General features: G+C 63.0%; 20 protein-coding genes and 1 pseudogene. 8 read left to right on the top strand and 13 right to left on the bottom strand.

Translation table 11 applies throughout. The features are described 5' to 3' along the window. The first annotated feature begins 2 nt into the window (after positions 1–2). On the top strand, positions 3–701 hold the full coding sequence (gene urtE, locus AC05QJ_RS04235) for an urea ABC transporter ATP-binding subunit UrtE (protein ID WP_476745736.1): 699 nt from the start codon (positions 3–5) through the stop codon (positions 699–701). Between the two features lie 32 nt (positions 702–733). Next, positions 734–1,255 carry an N-acetyltransferase family protein gene (locus AC05QJ_RS04230; RefSeq protein WP_476745735.1) on the top strand — a complete coding sequence of 174 codons (522 nt, stop codon included), beginning with the start codon at positions 734–736 and terminating at the stop codon, positions 1,253–1,255. A 165-nt stretch (positions 1,256–1,420) separates the two neighbouring features. Here the strand turns inward: AC05QJ_RS04230 and AC05QJ_RS04225 are convergent, their stop codons facing one another. Further along, complete coding sequence (locus AC05QJ_RS04225; protein WP_476745734.1) at positions 1,421–1,723, bottom strand: chaperone modulator CbpM; 303 nt, start codon at positions 1,721–1,723, stop codon at positions 1,421–1,423. A gap of 2 nt (positions 1,724–1,725) precedes the next feature. Beyond that, the gene (gene cbpA, locus AC05QJ_RS04220) at positions 1,726–2,691 is read right to left on the bottom strand and encodes a curved DNA-binding protein (RefSeq protein ID WP_476745733.1); all 966 of its coding nucleotides are present in this window, start codon (positions 2,689–2,691) and stop codon (positions 1,726–1,728) included. Positions 2,692–2,851: 160 nt separating this feature from the next. Between cbpA and AC05QJ_RS04215 the strand changes: the two genes are divergently transcribed. Next, positions 2,852–4,123: an Hsp70 family protein gene (locus tag AC05QJ_RS04215; protein WP_476745732.1), complete on the top strand. Its 1,272-nt coding sequence runs from the start codon at positions 2,852–2,854 to the stop codon at positions 4,121–4,123. A 77-nt stretch (positions 4,124–4,200) separates the two neighbouring features. Here the strand turns inward: AC05QJ_RS04215 and AC05QJ_RS04210 are convergent, their stop codons facing one another. From AC05QJ_RS04210 to AC05QJ_RS04200, 3 genes are all read right to left on the bottom strand, one after another. Next, a complete protein-coding gene (locus tag AC05QJ_RS04210) occupies positions 4,201–5,208 on the bottom strand; it encodes an AI-2E family transporter (protein ID WP_476745731.1) in 1,008 nt (335 codons plus the stop codon). A gap of 124 nt (positions 5,209–5,332) precedes the next feature. Further along, a complete protein-coding gene (locus AC05QJ_RS04205; protein ID WP_476745730.1) occupies positions 5,333–5,617 on the bottom strand; it encodes a PsiF family protein in 285 nt (94 codons plus the stop codon). A gap of 80 nt (positions 5,618–5,697) precedes the next feature. Continuing rightward, positions 5,698–6,588 (bottom strand): lipase family alpha/beta hydrolase, encoded by an 891-nt coding sequence (locus AC05QJ_RS04200; RefSeq protein ID WP_476745729.1) that lies wholly within the window; start codon positions 6,586–6,588, stop codon positions 5,698–5,700. Between the two features lie 133 nt (positions 6,589–6,721). On the opposite strand from AC05QJ_RS04200, the gene osmE reads away from it, so the two are divergent. Both osmE and AC05QJ_RS04190 read left to right on the top strand, forming a co-directional pair. Next, positions 6,722–7,060: an osmotically-inducible lipoprotein OsmE gene (gene osmE, locus AC05QJ_RS04195; RefSeq protein ID WP_476745728.1), complete on the top strand. Its 339-nt coding sequence runs from the start codon at positions 6,722–6,724 to the stop codon at positions 7,058–7,060. 94 nt (positions 7,061–7,154) lie between these two features. Continuing rightward, positions 7,155–7,685 carry a ferritin-like domain-containing protein gene (locus AC05QJ_RS04190; RefSeq protein WP_476745727.1) on the top strand — a complete coding sequence of 177 codons (531 nt, stop codon included), beginning with the start codon at positions 7,155–7,157 and terminating at the stop codon, positions 7,683–7,685. A 160-nt stretch (positions 7,686–7,845) separates the two neighbouring features. Here the strand turns inward: AC05QJ_RS04190 and AC05QJ_RS04185 are convergent, their stop codons facing one another. Next, on the bottom strand, positions 7,846–9,915 hold the full coding sequence (locus tag AC05QJ_RS04185) for an AsmA family protein (RefSeq protein ID WP_476745726.1): 2,070 nt from the start codon (positions 9,913–9,915) through the stop codon (positions 7,846–7,848). A 343-nt stretch (positions 9,916–10,258) separates the two neighbouring features. On the opposite strand from AC05QJ_RS04185, the gene AC05QJ_RS04180 reads away from it, so the two are divergent. The 3 genes from AC05QJ_RS04180 to AC05QJ_RS04170 all read left to right on the top strand — a co-directional run bounded on the left by AC05QJ_RS04180 (position 10,259) and on the right by AC05QJ_RS04170 (position 12,618). Continuing rightward, positions 10,259–10,684: a phage infection protein gene (locus tag AC05QJ_RS04180; protein WP_476745725.1), complete on the top strand. Its 426-nt coding sequence runs from the start codon at positions 10,259–10,261 to the stop codon at positions 10,682–10,684. 132 nt (positions 10,685–10,816) lie between these two features. Beyond that, positions 10,817–11,449, top strand: a complete 633-nt coding sequence (locus tag AC05QJ_RS04175) for a TetR family transcriptional regulator (RefSeq protein ID WP_476745724.1) — start codon at positions 10,817–10,819, stop codon at positions 11,447–11,449. A gap of 68 nt (positions 11,450–11,517) precedes the next feature. Then, positions 11,518–12,618 (top strand): AGE family epimerase/isomerase, encoded by a 1,101-nt coding sequence (locus tag AC05QJ_RS04170; protein ID WP_476745723.1) that lies wholly within the window; start codon positions 11,518–11,520, stop codon positions 12,616–12,618. A gap of 129 nt (positions 12,619–12,747) precedes the next feature. On the opposite strand, the gene AC05QJ_RS04165 is transcribed toward AC05QJ_RS04170, so the two are convergent. The 7 genes and pseudogenes from AC05QJ_RS04165 to AC05QJ_RS04135 form a co-directional block, all read right to left on the bottom strand. Then, entirely contained in the window at positions 12,748–13,518 is a 771-nt protein-coding gene (locus AC05QJ_RS04165; RefSeq protein WP_476745722.1) for an SDR family oxidoreductase, read from the bottom strand. Positions 13,519–14,231: 713 nt separating this feature from the next. Beyond that, positions 14,232–14,561: a hypothetical protein gene (locus tag AC05QJ_RS04160; RefSeq protein WP_476745721.1), complete on the bottom strand. Its 330-nt coding sequence runs from the start codon at positions 14,559–14,561 to the stop codon at positions 14,232–14,234. Between the two features lie 94 nt (positions 14,562–14,655). Beyond that, on the bottom strand, positions 14,656–15,372 hold the full coding sequence (locus AC05QJ_RS04155; protein ID WP_476745720.1) for an ABC transporter ATP-binding protein: 717 nt from the start codon (positions 15,370–15,372) through the stop codon (positions 14,656–14,658). Continuing rightward, a complete protein-coding gene (locus AC05QJ_RS04150) occupies positions 15,369–16,244 on the bottom strand; it encodes an ABC transporter ATP-binding protein (RefSeq protein WP_476745719.1) in 876 nt (291 codons plus the stop codon). The genes AC05QJ_RS04155 and AC05QJ_RS04150 overlap by 4 nt, the downstream gene beginning before the upstream one ends. Next, positions 16,241–17,533, bottom strand: coding sequence for a high-affinity branched-chain amino acid ABC transporter permease LivM (livM, locus tag AC05QJ_RS04145; protein WP_476745718.1), 1,293 nt, complete (start codon positions 17,531–17,533; stop codon positions 16,241–16,243). Before livM ends, AC05QJ_RS04150 begins: the two co-directional genes overlap by 4 nt. Before the next feature lie 2 nt (positions 17,534–17,535). Continuing rightward, entirely contained in the window at positions 17,536–18,450 is a 915-nt protein-coding gene (locus AC05QJ_RS04140; protein WP_476745717.1) for an ABC transporter permease subunit, read from the bottom strand. Positions 18,451–18,610: 160 nt separating this feature from the next. Then, positions 18,611–19,746 (bottom strand): annotated as a pseudogene (locus AC05QJ_RS04135) (branched-chain amino acid ABC transporter substrate-binding protein). Positions 19,747–20,209: the final 463 nt, after the last annotated feature.

The following is a 20,209-nucleotide window of genomic DNA, read 5'->3' as shown; positions in this document are numbered from 1 at the left end:
ACATGCTGAAAATCGATTCCCTGCACCAGTACTACGGCGGCAGCCATATCCTGCGCGGCCTGTCCTTCGAGGCGAAGGTCGGTGAAGTCACCTGCCTGCTCGGGCGCAACGGTGTGGGCAAGACCACCCTGCTGCGCTGCCTGATGGGCCTGATCCCGTCCAAGGAAGGCAGCGTGAGCTGGGAAGGCCAGGCCATCACCCAGCTCAAGCCGCACCAGCGCGTCCACGCCGGTATCGCCTACGTGCCCCAGGGCCGCGAGATATTTCCGCGCCTGACGGTCGAGGAAAACCTGCTGATGGGCCTCTCTCGTTTTGGTGCCAAGGAAGCCAAGGCCGTCCCCGAATTCATCTACGAGCTGTTCCCGGTGCTGCTGCAGATGAAGCACCGCCGCGGCGGTGACCTCTCCGGAGGCCAGCAGCAACAACTGGCCATCGGCCGCGCCCTGGCCAGCCGCCCGCGGTTGCTGATCCTCGACGAACCCACCGAAGGCATCCAGCCCTCGGTGATCAAGGAGATCGGCGCGGTCATCAGCAAGCTGGCCGCCCGTGGCGACATGGCGATCCTGCTGGTGGAGCAGTTCTACGACTTCGCCGCCGAACTGGCGGACCAGTACCTGGTGATGTCCCGCGGCGAGATCGTCCAGCAGGGCCGTGGGGAAAACATGGAAGCCGAAGGTGTGCGCGGGCTGGTAACCATTTAATCTGGCGGCCTGTTCACCCCGGAATTGCCGCCATGACCGACCTGATCCGCGATGCCGTGCCCGACGACCTGCCGGGCATTCGCGACATCTACAACGACGCCGTGCTCAACACCACGGCGATCTGGAACGAACAACCGGTAGACCTGGCCAACCGCCGTGCCTGGTTCGATGCGCGGCAGGCGCAGGGCTATCCGGTCCTGGTGGCGTTGAATGCGGGCGGTGAAGTAGTGGGCTATGCCTCGTTCGGCGACTGGCGGCCATTCGAAGGCTTCCGCCATACCGTGGAGCATTCGGTGTACATCCGCGCCGACCAGCGTGGCAACGGGCTTGGGCCGAAATTGATGCAAGCCCTGATCGTGCGGGCGCGGGGCTGTGGAAAACACGTGATGGTGGCGGCGATCGAGAGCGGCAATGCCGCGTCGATCCGCCTGCATGAGCGGCTCGGGTTCACCCTCAACGGGCAGATGCCGCAAGTAGGGGTGAAGTTCGGGCGCTGGCTGGATCTGACCTTCATGCAATTGGTGTTGAATCCGGGGGCATTGCCGCCAGGTTGATACTGGCGGCGGCCTTCGTGGGAGCGGCTTCAGCCGCGATCGGCGGTGCAGCCGTCGTAAAACCTGAGTCCGCGATGCATCAGGAACACCGGAGATACAGGTTTTATGGCCGCTGCGCGGCCAATCGCGGCTGAAGCCGCTCCTACTTGGATTTGTGCCCGTAACTCACTGCACAAACCGCCCCAAGCGCTGACGCAGCATGTCGTTCTCGCTGCGCAGATGCCGCACTTCCTCCAGCAACTCCAGCGCCAGCGCCACGCCTTCCCACTCCAGTTCCAGCTCCGCGTGCAGCCGCGCCGCACGCTTGGCCAGCACCGGCGCCTGGGCATCAAACAGCCAGTCCGCCGGTGTTCGCCCCGACGGTTCAACAATGCCGTGTTCGACGATTTCGATCACGCAGTCTGCCGGTAAGTCGGCTTCCTGACAGAAGGTGCGCATGTCCAGTTGAACGATCAGGGTGCTGCTCATGGTCACTTACTCCATTGAGTTCGCGGATTGAAACCGGCCTTCTCCGACAGTTTGCTCCACAGCTCGCGGGTCGCGGCGTCCGACTGGGCCGGCATCACCACTTTCAGTTGCGCGTACAGGTCGCCACGCTGGCCCTGCTTGTTGGACAGGCCCATGCCCTTGATGCGCAGGCGCTGGCCGGTCTGGCTGTCGGGACGGATGGTCAGGTTGACCTTGCCGGTCAGGGTCGGCATTTCGACCTTGGTGCCCAGTGCAGCCTCCCATGGCGCCAGCGGCACGGTGATGATCAGGTCATGACCTTCGACATCAAACAGCGGATGAGGTGCGAAGCGCACCACCAGGTACAGGTCGCCGTTGGCTCCGCCGCCGATCCCCGGCGCGCCCTGGCCCTTGAGGCGGATGCGCTCGCCGTCGGTCACCCCGGCGGGAATCTTCACGTTGAGGGTCTTGGTGGTGTCACCGGTGCGCTGGCCATGGGCATTGTGCTGTGGCACCTGGAAACTGATCTTCTTCGACTCGTTGGCCAGGGTTTCTTCGAGGAAGACTGCCAGTTCCATTTCCACGTCCTGCCCCTTGCGACCAGTAGCGCGCTGCTGCTGGCCACGACCGAACGGATTGCCGTTGCCACGCCCGGCCGAGCCGAAGATCGAACTGAAGAAATCGGAAAAGTCGCCACCACCAAAGCCGCCGCCACCGGCGCCCGCGCGGCCTTCCCAGCCGGGCGGTGCCTGGAACGGCCGGCCATGCTGACCGCCGTACTTGCGGATCTCGTCGTACTCGGCGCGCTTTTCCGGGCTGCCCAGCACTTCGTAGGCCTCGTTGGCCTCCTTGAACTTGTCTTCGGCGCCACGCTCTTTGCTGACGTCCGGGTGATACTTACGCGCGAGCTTGCGGTAGGCGGTCTTGATCTCCTTCTCGTCCGCCGTCGGCTCTACGCCCAGTATCTTGTAATAGTCTTTGAAATCCATCTAAGGAATCACCATCGGTTAAATGCACTGCCGGTAAAGATTGGGGTCAAGCATAGCCTTTCCAAGCCGGGGCCGGTTTGTCACGAAGCAGATAATCGGTCTTGATTCTGTCAGCGGGTGGCATACACTGCGCGGCCGTTTTTCCCCCGGAACCGCTTCCATGAATCACGCATCCCCGGCCCGTGCCTGTGGTATCGACTTCGGCACGTCAAACTCCACCGTCGGCTGGCACCGCCCTGGCGAAGAGACGCTGATCGCCCTCGAAGACGGCAAGATCACCCTGCCTTCGGTGGTGTTCTTCAACATCGAGGAGCGCCGCCCGGTGTATGGCCGCCTGGCCCTGCACGAATACCTGGAAGGCTACGAAGGCCGCCTGATGCGCTCGCTCAAGAGCCTGCTGGGTTCCAAGCTGATCAAGCACGACACCAGCGTGCTGGGCACCGCGCTGCCGTTCAAGGACCTGCTGGGGATGTTCATCGGCGAGCTGAAAAAGCGCGCCGAGGCCAATGCCGGCCGGGAATTCGAGCAAGTGGTACTGGGTCGCCCGGTGCATTTCGTCGACGACGACCAAGCCGCCGACCAGGAGGCCGAGGACACCCTGGCTGAAGTCGCGAAGAAGATCGGCTTCAAGGACGTCTCCTTCCAGTACGAACCCATCGCCGCCGCCTACGACTACGAGTCGGGGATCGACCGCGAGGAACTGGTGCTGATCGTCGACATCGGCGGTGGTACCTCCGACTTCACCCTGATCCGCCTGGCCCCCGAGCGCCACATGCTCGACGACCGCCAGAGCGACATCCTCGCCACCGGCGGCGTGCACATCGGCGGGACCGACTTCGACAAGCAGTTGAGCATCCAGGGCGTGATGCCGCTGTTCGGCTACGGCAGCCGGATGAAAAGCGGCGCGCTGATGCCCACCAGCTACCACCTCAACCTCGCCACCTGGCACACCATCAACTCGGTGTATTCGCAGAAGTCCCAGCTGGCGCTGGGCAGCATGCGCTACGACATCGAGGACGCCCTGGGTATCGACCGCCTGTTCAAACTGATCGAACAGCGCGCCGGGCACTGGCTGGCGATGGAAGTGGAAGCGAGCAAGATCGAACTGACCCACGCCGAGAGCCGTCGGGTGGATCTGAGCCGCGTCGAGGCGGGACTGGAAGCGGACCTGACCCGCGCCCTGTTCGAAGCCTCCATCGACAGCCTGCTGGAGCGCGTGCGCGGCAGCGTCAACGAGCTGCTGCTCAAGGCGGGCGTCGGCGTGGAACAGGTCGATACCGTGTTCTTCACCGGCGGCTCCAGCGGCATCCCGGCCCTGCGCCAGAGCGTGGCAGCCATGCTGCCGAATGCGCGGCACGTGGAAGGCAACATCTTCGGCAGCATCGGCAGCGGGCTGGCGATCGAGGCGCGCAAGCGCTACGGGGCGGTCTAAGCGCTCAAGCTGCAAGCTGCAAGCAGGGTCACATACCCGCCCGCTTGAAGCTTGCAGCTAATGGCTTGTCGCTGTCTTCAAACCAGCTCCGCCCGCCGCAACTCACTCTTCAGATAGGCGTAATAGATCGGCCCTGCCACCACGCCCGGCAAGCCGAACGCCGCTTCGAACACCAGCATCGCCAGCAGCAACTCCCACGACTTGGCACTGATCTGCCCGCCGACGATCCGCGCGTTGAGGAAGTACTCGACCTTGTGGATAACGATCAGGTAGCCCAGCGCCGCCATCGCCACCCAGATCGACAACGACAGCCCGACGATGGTGATCAGGGTGTTGGACATCAGGTTGCCGATCACCGGCAGCAGGCCGAGCAGGAAGGTCAGGACGATCAGAGTCTTGGTCAGCGGCAGATGCACGCCGAACAGCGGCAGCACCACGGCCAGGAATACCCCGGTGAACGCGGTGTTGAGCAGGGAGATCTTGATCTGCGCGAAGACGATGTTGCGAAACGCCTGGACCAGCAGCGACAGGCGCTCGAACAGCGCCGCAGCCAGTGGCTTGCGCCGGGAAATGTCGGGAATCCGCTGCAGCGCGACGATGGCGCCGAGGATCATGCCGATCAGCAGGGTGACGAACATGTGCGCCGCGCCCTTGCCGACCAGTTGCAACTCGCCCAGGTGAGTCTTGAGCCACTCGCCGATGGCGACCTTGAACTCGGCGGCACTGGCCGGCAGGTAGGCGTCGACGAAGGGCGGCAACTGCCCGCGAGCCTGGTCCACCAGCAGCATGAACTTGTCCAGTGACGCACCGGGGTTCTCGGCTTCATGCAACAGGAAGCTGATGGCGCCGGCGAAGATCAGGGTCAGGGTACTGACCACCAGGGTGCCGAGCAGGGCCACCGCCAGCCAGCGGGCCCTGGGCCCTGCGATCACATGCTGCAGCTTGGGCGTGAGCATGTTGACCAGTTCGAACACCAGCAGGCCGGCCAGCAGGCTCGGCAGCAGCTTGAGGGGCAGAACCAGCAGCAAGGCGGTGAATATGATGATCCAACTGGCCAGCACGATCTGACGCTGGGTAAAAGTCATACAACCTCAGACAGCCACGACGACAAAGCCGGCAGTCTGCCAGCGTTCGGCGGGCAGGCATAGGGGCGCGGGGTACTGGGCGACGAGCCATTGCTCCAGGGCAATGGCTCGTGCGAGGGACTGGCTATTTTTTCTTCAGGCAGTCGCTCATGAAGGTCTTGCGCTCATCGCCCTTGAGCGCCTTGGTGGTGGCGTCGGCGTTGCAGGTCTTCATCTTTTCCTGCTGGGTGGCGGCAGGCTTGGCTTTGAGACAGGTGCTCATGAACGCCTTGCGCTCGTCGCCCTTGAGCGCCTTGGCGGTGGCGTCGGCATTGCAGGTTTTCATTTTTTCCTGCTGGGCGGTGGCGGCAAAGCCCTGTGACGCCATCAGCAGGCCCAGCAACAGCAATGGCAAACGCATCATCTTCATGGCAGATCTCCTGGTCGCCGCGTCGGACGTGCAGCGGTCACAGGAGTTTAGACAAGATTTTTTACATCCTCTGGTGCGGCTCAGCAGCCCGCCGCCTTGAGCCGTGAGGCGTGCTCGGTAAACAGCCGCACCGGCTGTGCGCCCTTGCCCACCGCGCCGAGGGACTGGTTGACGATATCCAGGTGATCCAGCGGATAGTCGTCGCCGATGACCTGGCCCAGGTGCGAGCTATAGCGCCCGACCATCCCGTCGCACTGCCCCGCCTCGCGCACGAAGCTGCGGGCGAACAGGCGGCAGAAACGGTTGCTGCCATCGAGGCGGTTGAGGCCGCGATCAGTGATGCCCCGCTTGAGCACGCCGGACCAGGAGTAATAACGCACCCCGTTGACCTCGGCCGGGCCTTCACCGCCCCAGGTGTCCGGCAGGCCCTGTGGATAACTGCGGTTGAACAGCGCCACGCCGGCGCAGGTCAGCGATTGATGCGAGGCGTGCACGTCGATGGGCAATGCGGGGCCTTTCCAGCCGGTTTCCAGCCAGCCCATCAGCCGCCCCAGGCCATGCAGGACAGCCTTGAGCACGCGCCCGCGAGCCGAATTGCCGGGGTATTTCAGTTCCAGGTAGTCGGCAAGCTCCGAACCATGGTTCGGCCCGGCGATGGAGGTCACCGACGCCACCCACTCCGGGCGCTTCGCTGCCGCATAGCGAGCGGTCAGTGCGCCCTGGCTGTGGCCCAGCAGATTGACCTTGTCAGCTCCGGTGCGCTGACGGATGTCCTCGATAATCCGCAGCAGTTGCTCGCCGCGCACCTCGGTGCTGTGCAACGGTGAGACCTGCACCGGATACACCGTCGCCCCGCCCCGGCGCAGCGCGCCGACGATGCCGAACCAGTAGGGATAGAGCAGCAGGCGAACGAACCCGAGCATGCCCGGCACCAGGACCAGTGGATAACGTGTGGCGAGTGCTTGCGACATGACGACCCCGTTCCATGGACGTTTTCACCACCCTACAGGCGAAACGATGGCAATCGCAATCGAACTCCCGTCGCCGCTTGCGGTTCCAAATCGTATCGGGCCATGACGGCCTATCTCGAGGGAGTAACGACCCATGTACAAGCACGCCCTGGCAGCACTTCTGGCAAGCGCCACCCTGATCGGCTGCGGCAGCCGCCCGGAGAATCCGGTGGACTACGTCACCTACCGCGACCAGCCCCTGGTCAAGCAGGTCCAAAATGGCATGACCATGCAGAAAGTCATTGCCATCGGCGGTAGCCCCTCCACCGTGATCGATCTGCCCCATGGCGGCACCTGCAACAACTACATCCTCAATCGCGAGGGCCACCAGCAGCCCTACTACGTGCGTTTCGACGCCACCGGCCATGTCGATGACAAGGGTTTCAAGACCTGCGAGCAGCGCCAGAAAGACGAACAGGCCGCGCACGGCTGATAAAACTTTTCGCGCCTCGAAGCACTCGTACCTGATGTAGCGACCGCGCCGACAGAGCGCGGCGCGCCCGTTTTTTTCCAGCCTGGAGACAGACATGAGCACCGTAGAACTGACCGATGTGAACACCCTGCGCCAGCGTGCCCGCCAGCATGTGGAGCAAGGTGCCGTAACCGAAGGCTACACCGCCGACCGCCAGACGATCCTCCGTCTGCTCAACGAGTCGCTGGCCACCGAATGGGTCTGCACCCTGCGCTACAAGCGCCACTACTACATGGCCAGCGGCATCAAGGCGAGCGTTGCCGCCGAGGAATTTCTCGAGCACGCCAATCAGGAACAGGAGCACGCCGACAAGCTGGCCGAGCGCATCGTGCAACTGGGCGGCGAACCTGATCTGAACCCCGACAACCTGAGCAAGAACTCTCACGCCCAGTACGTCGCCGGCAAAGACCTGAAGGAAATGGTGCTGGAAGACCTGGTGGCCGAGCGTATCGCCATCGACAGCTACCGCGAGATCATCCGCTTCATCGGTGACAGCGACCCGACCACCCGGCGCATCTTCGAAGACATCCTGGCCCAGGAAGAAGAGCATGCCGACGACATGGCGGATCTGTTGAAAGGGCTGTAATTGCGTCGTTCACTTGCGATTCTGTAGGAGCGGCTTCAGCCGCGATCGGCGGCGCAGCCGTCGTAGAACCTGAGTCAGCGATTCTTCCGGAATACCGGGAACACAGGTTTTATGGCCGCTGCGCGGCCAATCGCGGCTGAAGCCGCTCCTACGTTATTCATCACTTCACCGTCTTCGGCGCCTTCCCCGCCCTCATCTGTTCCAGCAACGGCGTGCAACGGTTCGGCTCGTCGCCGCTGCTCGGCGCGATCAGCGCCAGCAAACCCGCCGCCGGTCCCGCCGCAACCCCCAGCGCCACCATCCCCGCCCCGCGCAACGCCAGCGGCACCGCCTGCACGCCAGCCGACGGCTTGGCGAACGATCCGCGCACGTACAACGGCGAACGCAGCGAGAACAACCGCAGGCCCTTGGATTCGGGATTGATCTTGAGGTCCAGTTGCTCGGTAGCGAAGTTGGCCGAGCCTTCGACGTAGATCACCGCGTTTTCCGTATCGAAGACGAACAGACGGGTGGTCGCCAGGCCGTCCTTGATGCCGACATCGGTCGCCGCACAATTGATCTTCACCTCATTGTCGCCAAACAGTTTGCCCACCACGTAGTTACCGACGTTGAGGCCGGCAATCTCCATCAGGCTGCGGCTCACCGCCCCATCGTTGATCAACAGTTTCAGGTCACCATTGGAGGTGCCGAGCAACGCCGCCACCGAGTTGCCGCGACCACTGATATCGGCATCGCCATTGAGGGCCCCGAAGCTGGTTTTCATCGGTTCGAACGTCGGGAACAGCTGCTTGAGCTTGAGATCCCGCGCGGTCAGCTTCGCCCGGCCCTGCATCGGCGCGCTGCGACCGTCCAGGCGCACCTGCATGTCGAGCTTGCCGCCGGCGACGCCGAAGGACAGCGGCTCCAGGCGCAGCAAACCGTCGTCCAGCACCACGTGACTGTTGAGGTCGGTGAAGGGCAGTTCCTCGGTCTGCACGATGCGCTTGCCGCTGAACGTCACGTCGGCATCCATGGCCCGCCAGCGTTCGGTGCGGAACTCCTCCACCGGCAGCACCTTGTCACCTGGCTGCCTGGCTGCGCCGCCACGGGCCTTCTGCTTGGCATTGGAGTCGGCGCCGATCAGCGGGGCGAGGTCCTTGAACAGCAACTGGTTGGACACCAGCTTGCCGCTCAGCTTGGGCCGCGGCTGGCTGGAGACGAAAGCGAGGTCGCCATGGATGTCGCTGTCGCCGATCTTGCCGTTGAAGCCCTCATAGCGGAACAGCGCACCGCCTGGTTCATGCAGCCTGGCGATCAGGTGGCCGTCGGTCTGGTAAGGCGGGGTATCGGGCAGGGTCACACCGGTCAGCGGGTAGAGGTTGCCCAGGCTCGCGCCGGATAGCTTCAGGCGCAGATCGAGTTCACCCAGGTTGCGCGGATCGGTCAGGGTACCGGCGATGATGGCGCGGGTCTTGGCGATGCTGACATCGGCCTGGACCGGGAACGGCTGGGTGGCGTCCTGCAACGCCAGCAACCCGCCGATCTTGCCGTTACCGCTCAGGGCCTCGCCCTTGTAGGTGCCCTTGGCCGTGAAGGCGAAGGCGTAATCCTGCGCCGCGCCTTTTTCTTTCACGGTCTTGTCGGCGGTAGCCTTGCCGACGATATCGCTGAAGGGAATCGGCTTGCCCAGCGGGTCGACCTGTACCTGCACACTGGTTTTCAGGGTCGCGTCGTCGAACGCCACCTGGCCCTTGTCAAAGCCGATGGCGCCAATATCCAGCACCCATTTCGACGGCTCGGCATTTTCGTCCTTGGGCCCGAAATCGAAGGTCCAGTTGGCCCGGCCATCGGCCAGGCGCTTGAGGCTTGCTGTGGGCAGCTTGAGGTCGATACGCGGGATGACGATGCGCTGGGCCAGCAACGGCAGCGGCGACAGGCGGAAGTCCACCTGCTGCAGGCCAACCATCTGCGGCGCCTTGAGCCAGTCCGGATTGCCCAGGGTCAGGTCCCGGGCGGTAAACGCCGGCCACGGCACCCACGCCCGCCAACCGCCCTCCTCGGGCTCACGACGCCAGTGCACCGAGAGGTCGCCGTTGATTGCGAAAGGACGATGCAAGGCTTCGGAGACTTTCTCGTTAAGGAAGGGCTTGGCCCGGTTCCAGTCGAAGGTAGCGATGAAGATCACCAGCAGTACCAGGACCAGCAGCAGGCTGGCGAGTGTCCAGGTGATGATTTTGGCGGGGCGCGTCATTGCACGGTTCTCCGTTACGGCAAGGCAGACAGCGTGCGTGAGCCACGCACTTGTACTTGGGACTGATGAAATGCCGAGGGGTTTTACCCGTTCTGGCCAATGACGCGGATTTTTTCCTGACCATCTCGCCAGTTTTTCCATCGATACCGCGCCAGACGCGCACCGGGCAGGCCGCCGATTTCCGACCAAGGTACTCGGGAAAGGCCCGAGCTAGAGCGGCCGCCGGAATATATCAATCCCGTTGATTGTTACCATTACCTTTATGAACTTTTCTATCCAATTTCCAAGAGTAGCATTGGCTCCGTACCCACTTTGTCGCCCTCCACCCAGGAGCACCGGAACCATGAAACGCCAATTACTGCTCAGCCTGTCCCTTTCAATCCTGGCCGCCAACGCGTTTGCCGTGCCAGCCGCCGACCAACACCTTTCGGCCGAAGCCCGCTCCAGCGCACCCCTGTCGCAGCCCCTGCAACCACTGGCCGAAGGGGGTTCGGACCGTCTGATCGAACGCCGTGAAAACCGCGTCGCCGAAGGTGGCTCCGACCGCCTGATCGAACGCCGTGAAAACCGCGTCGCCGAAGGTGGTTCCGACCGCCTGATCGAACGCCGTGAGAACCGAGTCGCTGAAGGTGGCTCTGACCGTCTGATCGAACGCCGTGAGAACCGCGTTGCCGAAGGTGGCTCTGACCGTCTGATCGAGCGTCGTGAAAACCGTGTAGCCGAAGGTGGCTCGGACCGCGTGATCGAACGCAACCAGCGTGTGAGCTGATGCCTATGCGCCAGAACTACAGCTATACGCGCGCAACAGCTTCCCCTCCTCGGCCCGGTCAACTGACCGGGCTTTGTTTTTCCGGCCCCGGCCATTAGAGTGCAGGCCTGTTTCACACCGAACGTGATCGCCATGCTGCCGCGCGCCGAACAGAAGCAACAGACCCGCCACGCCCTGCTGGACGCCGCCCGCCAACTGATGGAAAGCGGCCGTGGTTTCGGCAGCATCAGCCTGCGCGAGGTGGCCCGCTGCGCCGGCATCGTTCCCACCGGTTTCTACCGCCATTTCGACGACATGGACCAACTGGGCCTGGCCCTGGTCCGGGAAGTCAACGAAACCTTCCGCCAGACCATCCGCAGGGTTCGCCACAACGAAATCGAGCTGGGCGGCATCACCGATGCCTCGGTGCGCATATTCCTCGATGTGGTGGCCGCCAATCGCGCGCAGTTCCTCTTCCTCGCCCGCGAGCAGTACGGCGGCTCGCAACCAGTACGCCAGGCGATCGCCCGGCTGCGCGAAGGCATCAGTTCGGACCTCGCCTCCGACCTCGGCAGCATGCGCCGCTGGCAGCACCTCGATGCCACCGCCCTGGCCGTCATCGCCGACCTGGTAGTGAAAACCGTGTTCGCCACCCTGCCCGAGCTGATCGACCCACCAGCAGACATGCCGCCGGACCAGCTCAGCGCCGAGGCGAAAATCATCCAGCAACTGCGCTTCATCTTCGTTGGCGCACGGCACTGGCAGGGCCTCGGCAGCCCGGTCTGATCCCGGCGCCCCGGGAAGGTTTCCTGCTAACATGCGCGCCAACGCAACGACGGCGACGAACCTTTTCCATGTCCGAACTTCACACTGCCTCTTCCCTGCTCGCTGACGTCCGGCAGCATTTCGACCAGCGCATCCTGCCGCTCTGGGAAACACCCGGCTGGAACGCGGACATGGCCCTGCCCTTCGAAGCCCTCGATCCACAGCACCAGCCGTTGCCGGTACAGCGCTACCGGGCCATGGCCTGCGCACGCCAGCTCTACCTGTTCAGCAGCCGCATCGACCAGCCCGGTGCCAGCGAACGGGCCGCTGCGCTGTTCCGCTCGCTGCAGCGGCACTTCCACGACGCCGAACATGGCGGCTGGTTCTACAGCATCGATGCCGACGGCAAGCCACTGGACCGGCGCAAGGACCTCTACACCCACGCCTTCATCGTCTTCGCCTGCGCCCATTACTGGGGCAAGGTGCGCGACAGCCTGGTGGAGTCGACCCTCGATGCGGCGCTGGCCGTGGTCGTCGAGCGTTTCGCCAATGAGGACGGGCTGTACGAAGCGAGCCTTGGCGAAGACTGGTCGGACCTCGGCACTGGCCCGCTGCAGAACCCGCTCATGCACCTGGCCGAAGCCTTCCTCGCCACCCTCGCGGTACGCGACGACACCGCCGTGCAGGATGCCCTGCTGGCCCTGACCGACGCCATGCAGGCGCAGTTCATCGACCCGGAGCACGGGGTGATGTTGGAAAAGCCACGCGGGTCTGTGGATAACTGGTTCGAACCGGGCCACCAGTTCGAATGGTTCTTCCTGCTGGACACCTCGCCGCTGCTGCGCGGTGGCGCCCTGCATGCGTCACTGGAGCGTGCGTTCGGCTTTGCCGAATCCACAGGCGTGAAAGATGGCGCGGTTCTGGCGATGCTCAGCCCGCAGGGAGAGGTGCGCGACGGGACACAGCGGATCTGGGCCCAGGCCGAGTACCTGAGGGCGCTGACGCTACGGGCGGATGCCGCGAAGAAGGTGCCGGCGCAACTGCAATCGCTGCGCCAGCGGTTTCTGCATGACGGCGGCTGGTACGAATGCCGGGACGCCGGAGGCGTGGTCAGCCGACACGATATGCCGTCCACCACGCCGTATCACCTGGCGACTTGCCTGGAAGGTTTGCAGCGGCATCGGGGCTAACCGGCGAACCTTGCTGGCCTCATCGCTGGCAAGGCCAGCTCCCACAAGGTTTTCTGCCAAACCCTCAGCCTGTGCACCACACGGACCTTGTGGGAGCCGGCCTTGCCGGCGATGAGGCCGGCACAAGCATCAAGCCTTGCCGCCCGACCGCTCGATCGAGAACCCTGCCCAATCCTGGCTCACTGGCATCAGCTCCAGGCTGTTGATGTTGATGTGCGCCGGCTGGTTGAGAATCCAGAAGATGGTCTCGGCGATATCCTGCGGCTGGATCGGCTCGGCCCCCGCGTAAGTGGCGTCGTAACGCGACTGGTCGCCACCGAAGCGCACCAGCGAGAACTCGCTCTCGCACAGCCCCGGCTCGATGTTGCTGACCCGAACGCCAGTACCGCGCAGGTCGCAGCGCAGGCTCAGGGAGAACTGGCCGACGAAGGCCTTGGTGCCACCGTACACATGGCTGCCCGGATACGGGTAGTTGCCCGCCACCGAGCCAACGTTGAGAATCGTCGCGCCGCGACCATGAGCAATCAGGCGTGGCAACAGCAGGCGGGTGCTGTACATCAGGCCCTTGATGTTGGTGTCGACCATGGTTTCCCAATCGTCGAGATCGCATTTCTGCGCGGGATCCGTTCCCAGCGCCAGGCCGGCGTTGTTGATAAGTCCACGCAGCTTGGCGAACGCCGGTGGCAGGTTGTCGATCGCCTGCTCCATCGCTTTGCGGTCGCGCACGTCCAGCACCAGACCATGGACCTCGGTCTGCTTCGACAACTCCGCACACAGGGCGTCAAGGCGCTCCTGACGGCGTCCGGTCAGCACCAGCGACCAGCCGGCCTCGGCGAAACGGCGGGCACAGGCTTCGCCGAAGCCGGAAGTGGCGCCGGTAATGAATACGGTGGAAGTCATGGGATTCTCCTTGGGTAAGCTTGCGCACGGGCAAGAGGACGGCAGGCCTTGCAGCATGCCCGGCGCAAAGCGACACAGCAAGCCACTTACTACCTGTACAAAAAACGATCAACTCCTTCAAAGCCTTGATAAACAAGGCCCCGAGCGGGGTATGCGCACCTTATCCACAGGCCAATCCACATAGATTGGGGGCAACTGTATAACTTCCTGGCATAACGTTGCCGCACTCATCCACAGCCTGGCGGCGTATTTTCACTTGACCTTCAGCATGCTGCCTGCCCGTTCTGTCAGTCAGTTGGCCTGGGGAAAACCCGGTAATGGCGCAAAGCCTGTAACCACGCTGCCCCGCAGTGTCTTTCCAAGGCTTTCCCACAGAGTTATCCACAGCCTTTCCCGGGCATTTGACGGTACTTCGACAGCCGCTGAATGACTTGACAAACAGTGCACCAGCTCAGCCAAAAACCACTGATCAAAAATCGATCAACCCTCTGAAAGCCTTGATACTCAAGGCTTTCAGGCATGAATCACCAAGTTACCCACAGTCACTTCCACACGAACCGTGGACAACTTCAAGCACAGGCAAAACAACCGCTTACAGCGACTTTCTGCCACATCACCGACAGGTCGTCCGCTAACTTTTCCACAATCCTGTGGACAAACGCCGGACGACAAAAAGCCGCTTGCCCGATCAGGCAAGCGGCTGTGGAAAATCATCACTGCACCTTGCGGTTGGTGTCTTCGAGACGCCGTTGAAGTTCGCCGATCTGGCGGGTCTGTTCGTCAACGATGCGGCGCAGTTCCAGCAGATCGCTGGCGTTCTGGTTGAGGGTGTCGCGCATCTTCTTCAGGTCGGCCACGCTGACCCCGGAATCGTGCAGGGTGTGGCTCATGCCGGACTCGCGGTGCAGGGCGGCGAGGTTGTCGGAAGCGGCGGCAGAGGAATCGATCTGGACCTTCACGGCCTCTTCAGCCTGGGCGGCGAGACTGCTGAACAGCAGGCCGCAGGCGAGGATGGCGGGGGTGAACAGGGCGCGGGATGGCATCGCGGGCTCCTTGTGCGGGGTCGGAGGGTACAACCGCTACGACCCCACGTGTTTTCAAGGAGTTCCCGGGACCGCAACGCGGCCCCAAAATGCGTCAATGCCCGCCGAGATAGGCGTTACGCACCTCCTCGTTCACCAACAGTTCCTGACCTGTGCCGGTCATGCGGATCTGTCCGTTGACCATCACATAAGCCCGGTCCGACAGCTTCAGTGCGTGGTTGGCGTTCTGCTCGACAAGGAAAATGGTCATGCCGCTCTTCGCCAGTTCCCTGAGGGTGGAGAAGATCTGCTTGACCACGATCGGCGCCAGCCCCAGTGAGGGTTCGTCAAGCAGCAACAGCTTGGGCCGGCTCATCAGGGCCCGCGCGATGGCGAGCATCTGCTGCTCGCCGCCGGACATGGTCATGGCCCGCTGGTTGCGCCGCTCTTTCAGCCGCGGAAACAGCTCGTACATGCGTTGCATGTCTTCATCGGCATGCTTGTCGCCAATGGGGATGGTCCCCATCATCAGGTTTTCCTCGACCGTCATGTCGGGGAACACCCGGCGCCCTTCCGGGGACTGGGCGATGCCGTTGGAGGCAATGTAGTGAGACGACTTGCGGGTGATGTCGGTGCCGCGATAGACGATCTGTCCCGACGCCGCCCTCGGCTGGCCGAAGATCGACATCAGAAGGGTCGACTTGCCGGCGCCATTGGCACCGATCAGGCTCACCGTCTCCCCTTCGTTGATGTGCATCGAGACCTTCTTCAGGGCCTGGATCGGCCCGTAGAACACATCCAGGTCCTTGAGCTCGAGAATGGGTGCACTCATACCAGTTCCTCTTCGTCGGCACCCAGGTAGGCGGCGATCACCGTCGGGTTGTTGCGGATGTCCTGTGGCGCGCCTTCGGCGATCACATTGCCGTGGTCGAGGACCACGATATGGTCGGAGATGCTCATGACCATGCCCATGTCATGCTCGATCAGCACCACGGTAATATCGTGCTCGTCACGCAGCACGCGGATCATGCGACTCAGGGCCTCGGTCTCCTGCGGGTTGAGACCGGCGGCCGGCTCGTCCAGGCAGATGATTTTCGGCCGCGTGCACATGGCCCGGGCAATCTCCAGGCGGCGCTGCTGCCCGTAGGAGAGTTCGCCGGCCAGGCGATTGGCGCAGTCCACCAGGTCCACCACTTCCAGCCAGTAGAACGCGTGGTCCAACGCGTCGCTTTCCGCCTTGCGGTAGCCCTTGGTGTTGAGCACGCCGGCCAGCAGATTGCGATTGACCCACATGTGCTGGGCCACCAGCAGGTTCTCCACCACCGACATTTCCTTGAACAGGCGAATGTTCTGGAAGGTCCGGGCGAGCCCTGCGCGGTTCACCAGATGGGTGCCGCCGAACATCTTGTAGTAGAGGCGATTGGCAAAGCGTGCCGGAGACACGAAGTCGGTCACGCGGAAGCGCTCGCCCAGCAACTGGATGACGTTGGTCTGGCTGCCGCGCACGTTCAGTTCGATCTTGCCGCCGCTGGCCTTGTAGAAACCGGTGAGGCAGTTGAACACCGTGGTCTTGCCGGCGCCGTTGGGGCCGATCAGGGCGAAGATCTGGTTGCGCCTGACCTGCAGGCTGACATCGCTCAACGCCTTGATGCCGCCGAACTGCATCATCAGGTGCTCGACCGAGAGGATTACGTCGTCGCTCATGGCGCCACTCCTTTACGCGGGACCACACCGGTACGGCTGATGCGGATCAAGCCGCGCGGTCGCCAGATCATCATCAACACCATCAGTACGCCGAACAGCAATACACGGTATTCGGAGAAACTGCGCAGCAGCTCCGGCGCCACGGTCAGCACGAACGCCGCGATCACCACGCCCACCGTCGAGCCCATGCCGCCCAGCACCACGATGGCGAGAATCAGCGCCGACTCGAAGAAGGTGAAGGACGACGGGTTGACGAAGCCCTGGTAAGTGGCGAAGAACACACCGGCCAGGCCCGCAGTAGACGCACCCAGGGTAAACGCCGAGAGCTTGACCAGTACGTGGTTCAGGCCCATGGAACGGCAGGCGATCTCGTCTTCGCGCAGCGCTTCCCAGGCACGCCCGACCGGCATGCGGGTCAGTCGGTGCTTGACGTAGAGCACCGCCAGCACGACCAGGAAGAGTACGGCGTAGATGAATACGAACTTGAGGTTGGCGTTGTACTCGAAGCCGAAGAACTCATGGATCGGTACCCCACCGTCCTTGGCCCGCCGCCCGAACTCCAGGCCGAAGAAGGTCGGCGACGGTGCCGGCATGCCGTTCGGGCCGCCGGTGAAGGACAGCCAGTTGTTCAGCACCAGACGGATGATCTCACCGAAGCCCAGGGTCACGATCGCCAGGTAGTCACCGTGCATTCGCAAGACCGGGAAGCCGAGGATGCACCCCGCCAGCGCTGCCGCGATGGCCGCCAGCGGCAGCACGCTCCAGAAGCCCAGGCCGAGGTACTGGTAACCCAGTGCAAGACCGTAGGCGCCGATGGCGTAGAACGCCACGTAGCCGAGGTCGAGCAGGCCGGCCAGGCCTACCACGATGTTCAGGCCCAGGCCCAGCAACACGTAGATCAGGCCGAGGATGACCACGGTCAGCAGGTACTTGTTGGCGAAAATCGGGAAGACGATGGCGATCACGATCAGCGCCGGGATGATGTAGCGCAGCCGCGACTTGTAGTCCGGTGCCAGCACATGCACGCCGGAGCCGCCGCTCTCGAAGCCCTGGAGCAGACGCTGGCCGGTGCCGCTCTGGAAGAACAGGCTGAGCGCGAAGCGCCCCGCCATCACCGCCCCCACCAGCCAGGCCACGCGGGCCGGCTCGGCGTTGAAGCTGTAGCCATCGAGGACCACGCCGACCACCGGGCCGAACACGATCAGGGCCAGCAGGCCCGCGACGATGGTTTCCAGCAGGCTGCGTTTGATATCGAAACCGGAAGAAGACACAGAATGGGCAGTCGACATGTTCACACCTTAGCCACGAGCGGGCGACCCAGCAGGCCTTGCGGACGGAAGATCAGGATCAGCACCAGCAGGGAGAAGCTGAACACGTCCTTGTAGTCGGAGTTGATCAGGCCGGAGAACAGCGATTCGGAGATCCCCAGGATAATCCCGCCCAGCATGGCGCCGGGCAACGAGCCGATGCCGCCGAGCACTGCGGCGGTGAACGCCTTGATGCCGATGATGAAGCCGGCGTAGAAGTCGAACGTGCCGTAGTTCAGGGTGATCAGCACGCCCGCGAGAGCGGCCATCACTGCGCCGATGACGAACACATAGGAAATCACCCGGTCGGTGTTGATCCCCAGGATCGATGCCATCTTGCGGTCTTGCTGGGTGGCACGGCACATGCGGCCGAGCTTGGTGTACTTGATCACGTAGGTCAGCAGCGCCATGCCGACGAACGCGGCGACCAGGATGAAGATCTTGGTGTAGGTGAGCTGGACGAAGCCGGTCCCGATGTCCACGCGCCACGCGCCTTCGAGCAGGGTCGGCACGCCTTGCTGGCGGGCGCCCTGGCTGATCTGGGCGTAGTTCTGCAGGATCAGGGAAATGCCGATGGCACTGATCAGCGGTGCCAGGCGGGTGGAGTTGCGCAGGGGTTTGTAGGCGATGCGTTCGATGGTGAAGCCATAGACCCCGGTGACCACGACGGTGAACAACAGGGTTCCCAACATCAGCAGCGGGAAGGACTCGATACCGAAATAAGCCAGCAATGCCAGGCTGATCGCCGCCAGGTAAGCGGAAATCATATACACCTCGCCGTGCGCGAAGTTGATCATGCCGATGATGCCATAGACCATTGTGTAGCCGATGGCGATCAGACCATAGACAGACCCGAGGGTCAGTCCATTGATCAGTTGCTGCAGGAAAATTCCATCCATAACGCAATCTCACGTATTTGAGATTGCACAAGCGCCGACCACGGTGAGCCCCGGATGAAGCGGCCCTCGCAGCGCAGGGTTGTGCAGATCTACGAGAAAAGACAGGTACGGCAACCGGGCAATGGCCCGGACGCGCTGGGCGCCGGGCCGAATGCCGTTGTTATTTTTGTTTTTCCAGTTGGTGGTATTTGCCGTTGGCGTCCCACTGGTAGACCACGTAGTCGGAGACGGTCAGGTCACCCTTGCTGTCCCACTTCTTCTCGCCCATGACGGTTTTGCCGGGTTGGCCTTGAGCCACTTGGCGGCGTCCTCGCCCTTGTTCGACTTGGCGCCGTTGAACGCGGCGGCCAGTGCCTGGAGCGAGGCGTAGGCGTACAGGGTGTAGCCTTCAGGCTCGGTACCGTTCTTGCGGAACTCTTCCACCACCGCCTTGCTGTCTGGCAGCAGGCGCGGGTCGGCGCCGAAGGTCATGTACACGCCGTCGGTGTATTGCGCACCGCCGGCGGTGGACACCAGCTCGTCGGTGACGATGCCGTCGTCGGACATGAACTTCACGTCCTTCAGGCCCTGCTCACGCAGTTGGCGGACCAGCGGACCGGCTTCCGGGTGCAGGCCGCCGAAGTAGACGACATCGGCACCGGCGGCGCGGATCTTGGTGACCACGGCGCTGAAGTCTTTCTCGCCACGGGTCAGGCCTTCGTACAGCACCGGCTTCACGCCGCGCTTCTCCAGTTGCGCCTTGGTGGCGTCGGCCAGGCCCTGGCCGTAAGTGTCCTTGTCGTGCAGGACCGCGACTTTCTTGCCCTTGAGCACGTCGACGATGTAGTCGCCGGCGACGATGCCTTGCTGGTCGTCACGGCCGCACATGCGGAACATGGCGCTCAGGCCGCGCTCGGTGACCTGCGGGTTGGTGGAGCCCGGGGTGATGGCGATCACGCCGGCTTCGTCGTAGACCTCGGAGGCCGGGATGGTGTTGGACGAGCAGAAGTGCCCGACCACACCCGCGACCTTGTCCTGGTCCACCAGGCGGTTGGCCACGGCCACGGCCTGCTTGGGCTCGCAGGCGTCGTCGCCCTTGACCAGGACGATCTTCTCGCCGTTGATCCCGCCCTGCTTGTTGATCTCGTCGGCTGCAGCCTGGGCACCCTTCATGTATTGCTCGCCAAACGCTGCGTTGGCACCGGTCATCGGGCCCGCTACACCGATCTTGATATCGGCCTGGACATACGAAGAAACGCCGAGGGCCGTTGCCACGGCCAGGGCGAGAAAACCTTTCCTGTAAAACGTCTGCGACATGTGGTGGTGCTCCTGATGTTTTTTTGGTTTGGCACTACAACGTTCAGCAACTTGTTTCAGCTCTTTGCTCTGAGCAAGGGCCGTGCCATCGGTTTTTGAATCGAAAAAAACTCGCGCTCAGGTTCGCCAGCTTGTCGTCCCGGTCTTTCTTTCCGGGTCGTGCAACCCTCTGCAACAGAGAAAGTCACACCCTTGACCATAAAAAGGAGCAACCGCCGATTGCCATCATTGCAACCCTGCCACGCGACTACGTACAACCGCCCTGTAACAGCCTGCGTAACGGAACTGCACATCCGTGGTGCGCGACTGCTACAGCAAGCACCATAAGAGGCTAGTCGGGGTTGGAAAAATCGCCGCTATGGGTAGGCTGCTACCTAACGACCCGGCCGGTGTCGGCTTCGCGAGACCGGAAAGACTGGCACAATGAACGTCTCTGATGGCACACGCCTGGACTGGAGCCCTA

Source organism: Pseudomonas sp. TUM25319, assembly GCF_056388475.1.
The sequence above is the reverse complement of the archived record's forward strand: the minus strand, read 5'-3'. Positions and strand labels throughout refer to the sequence as shown.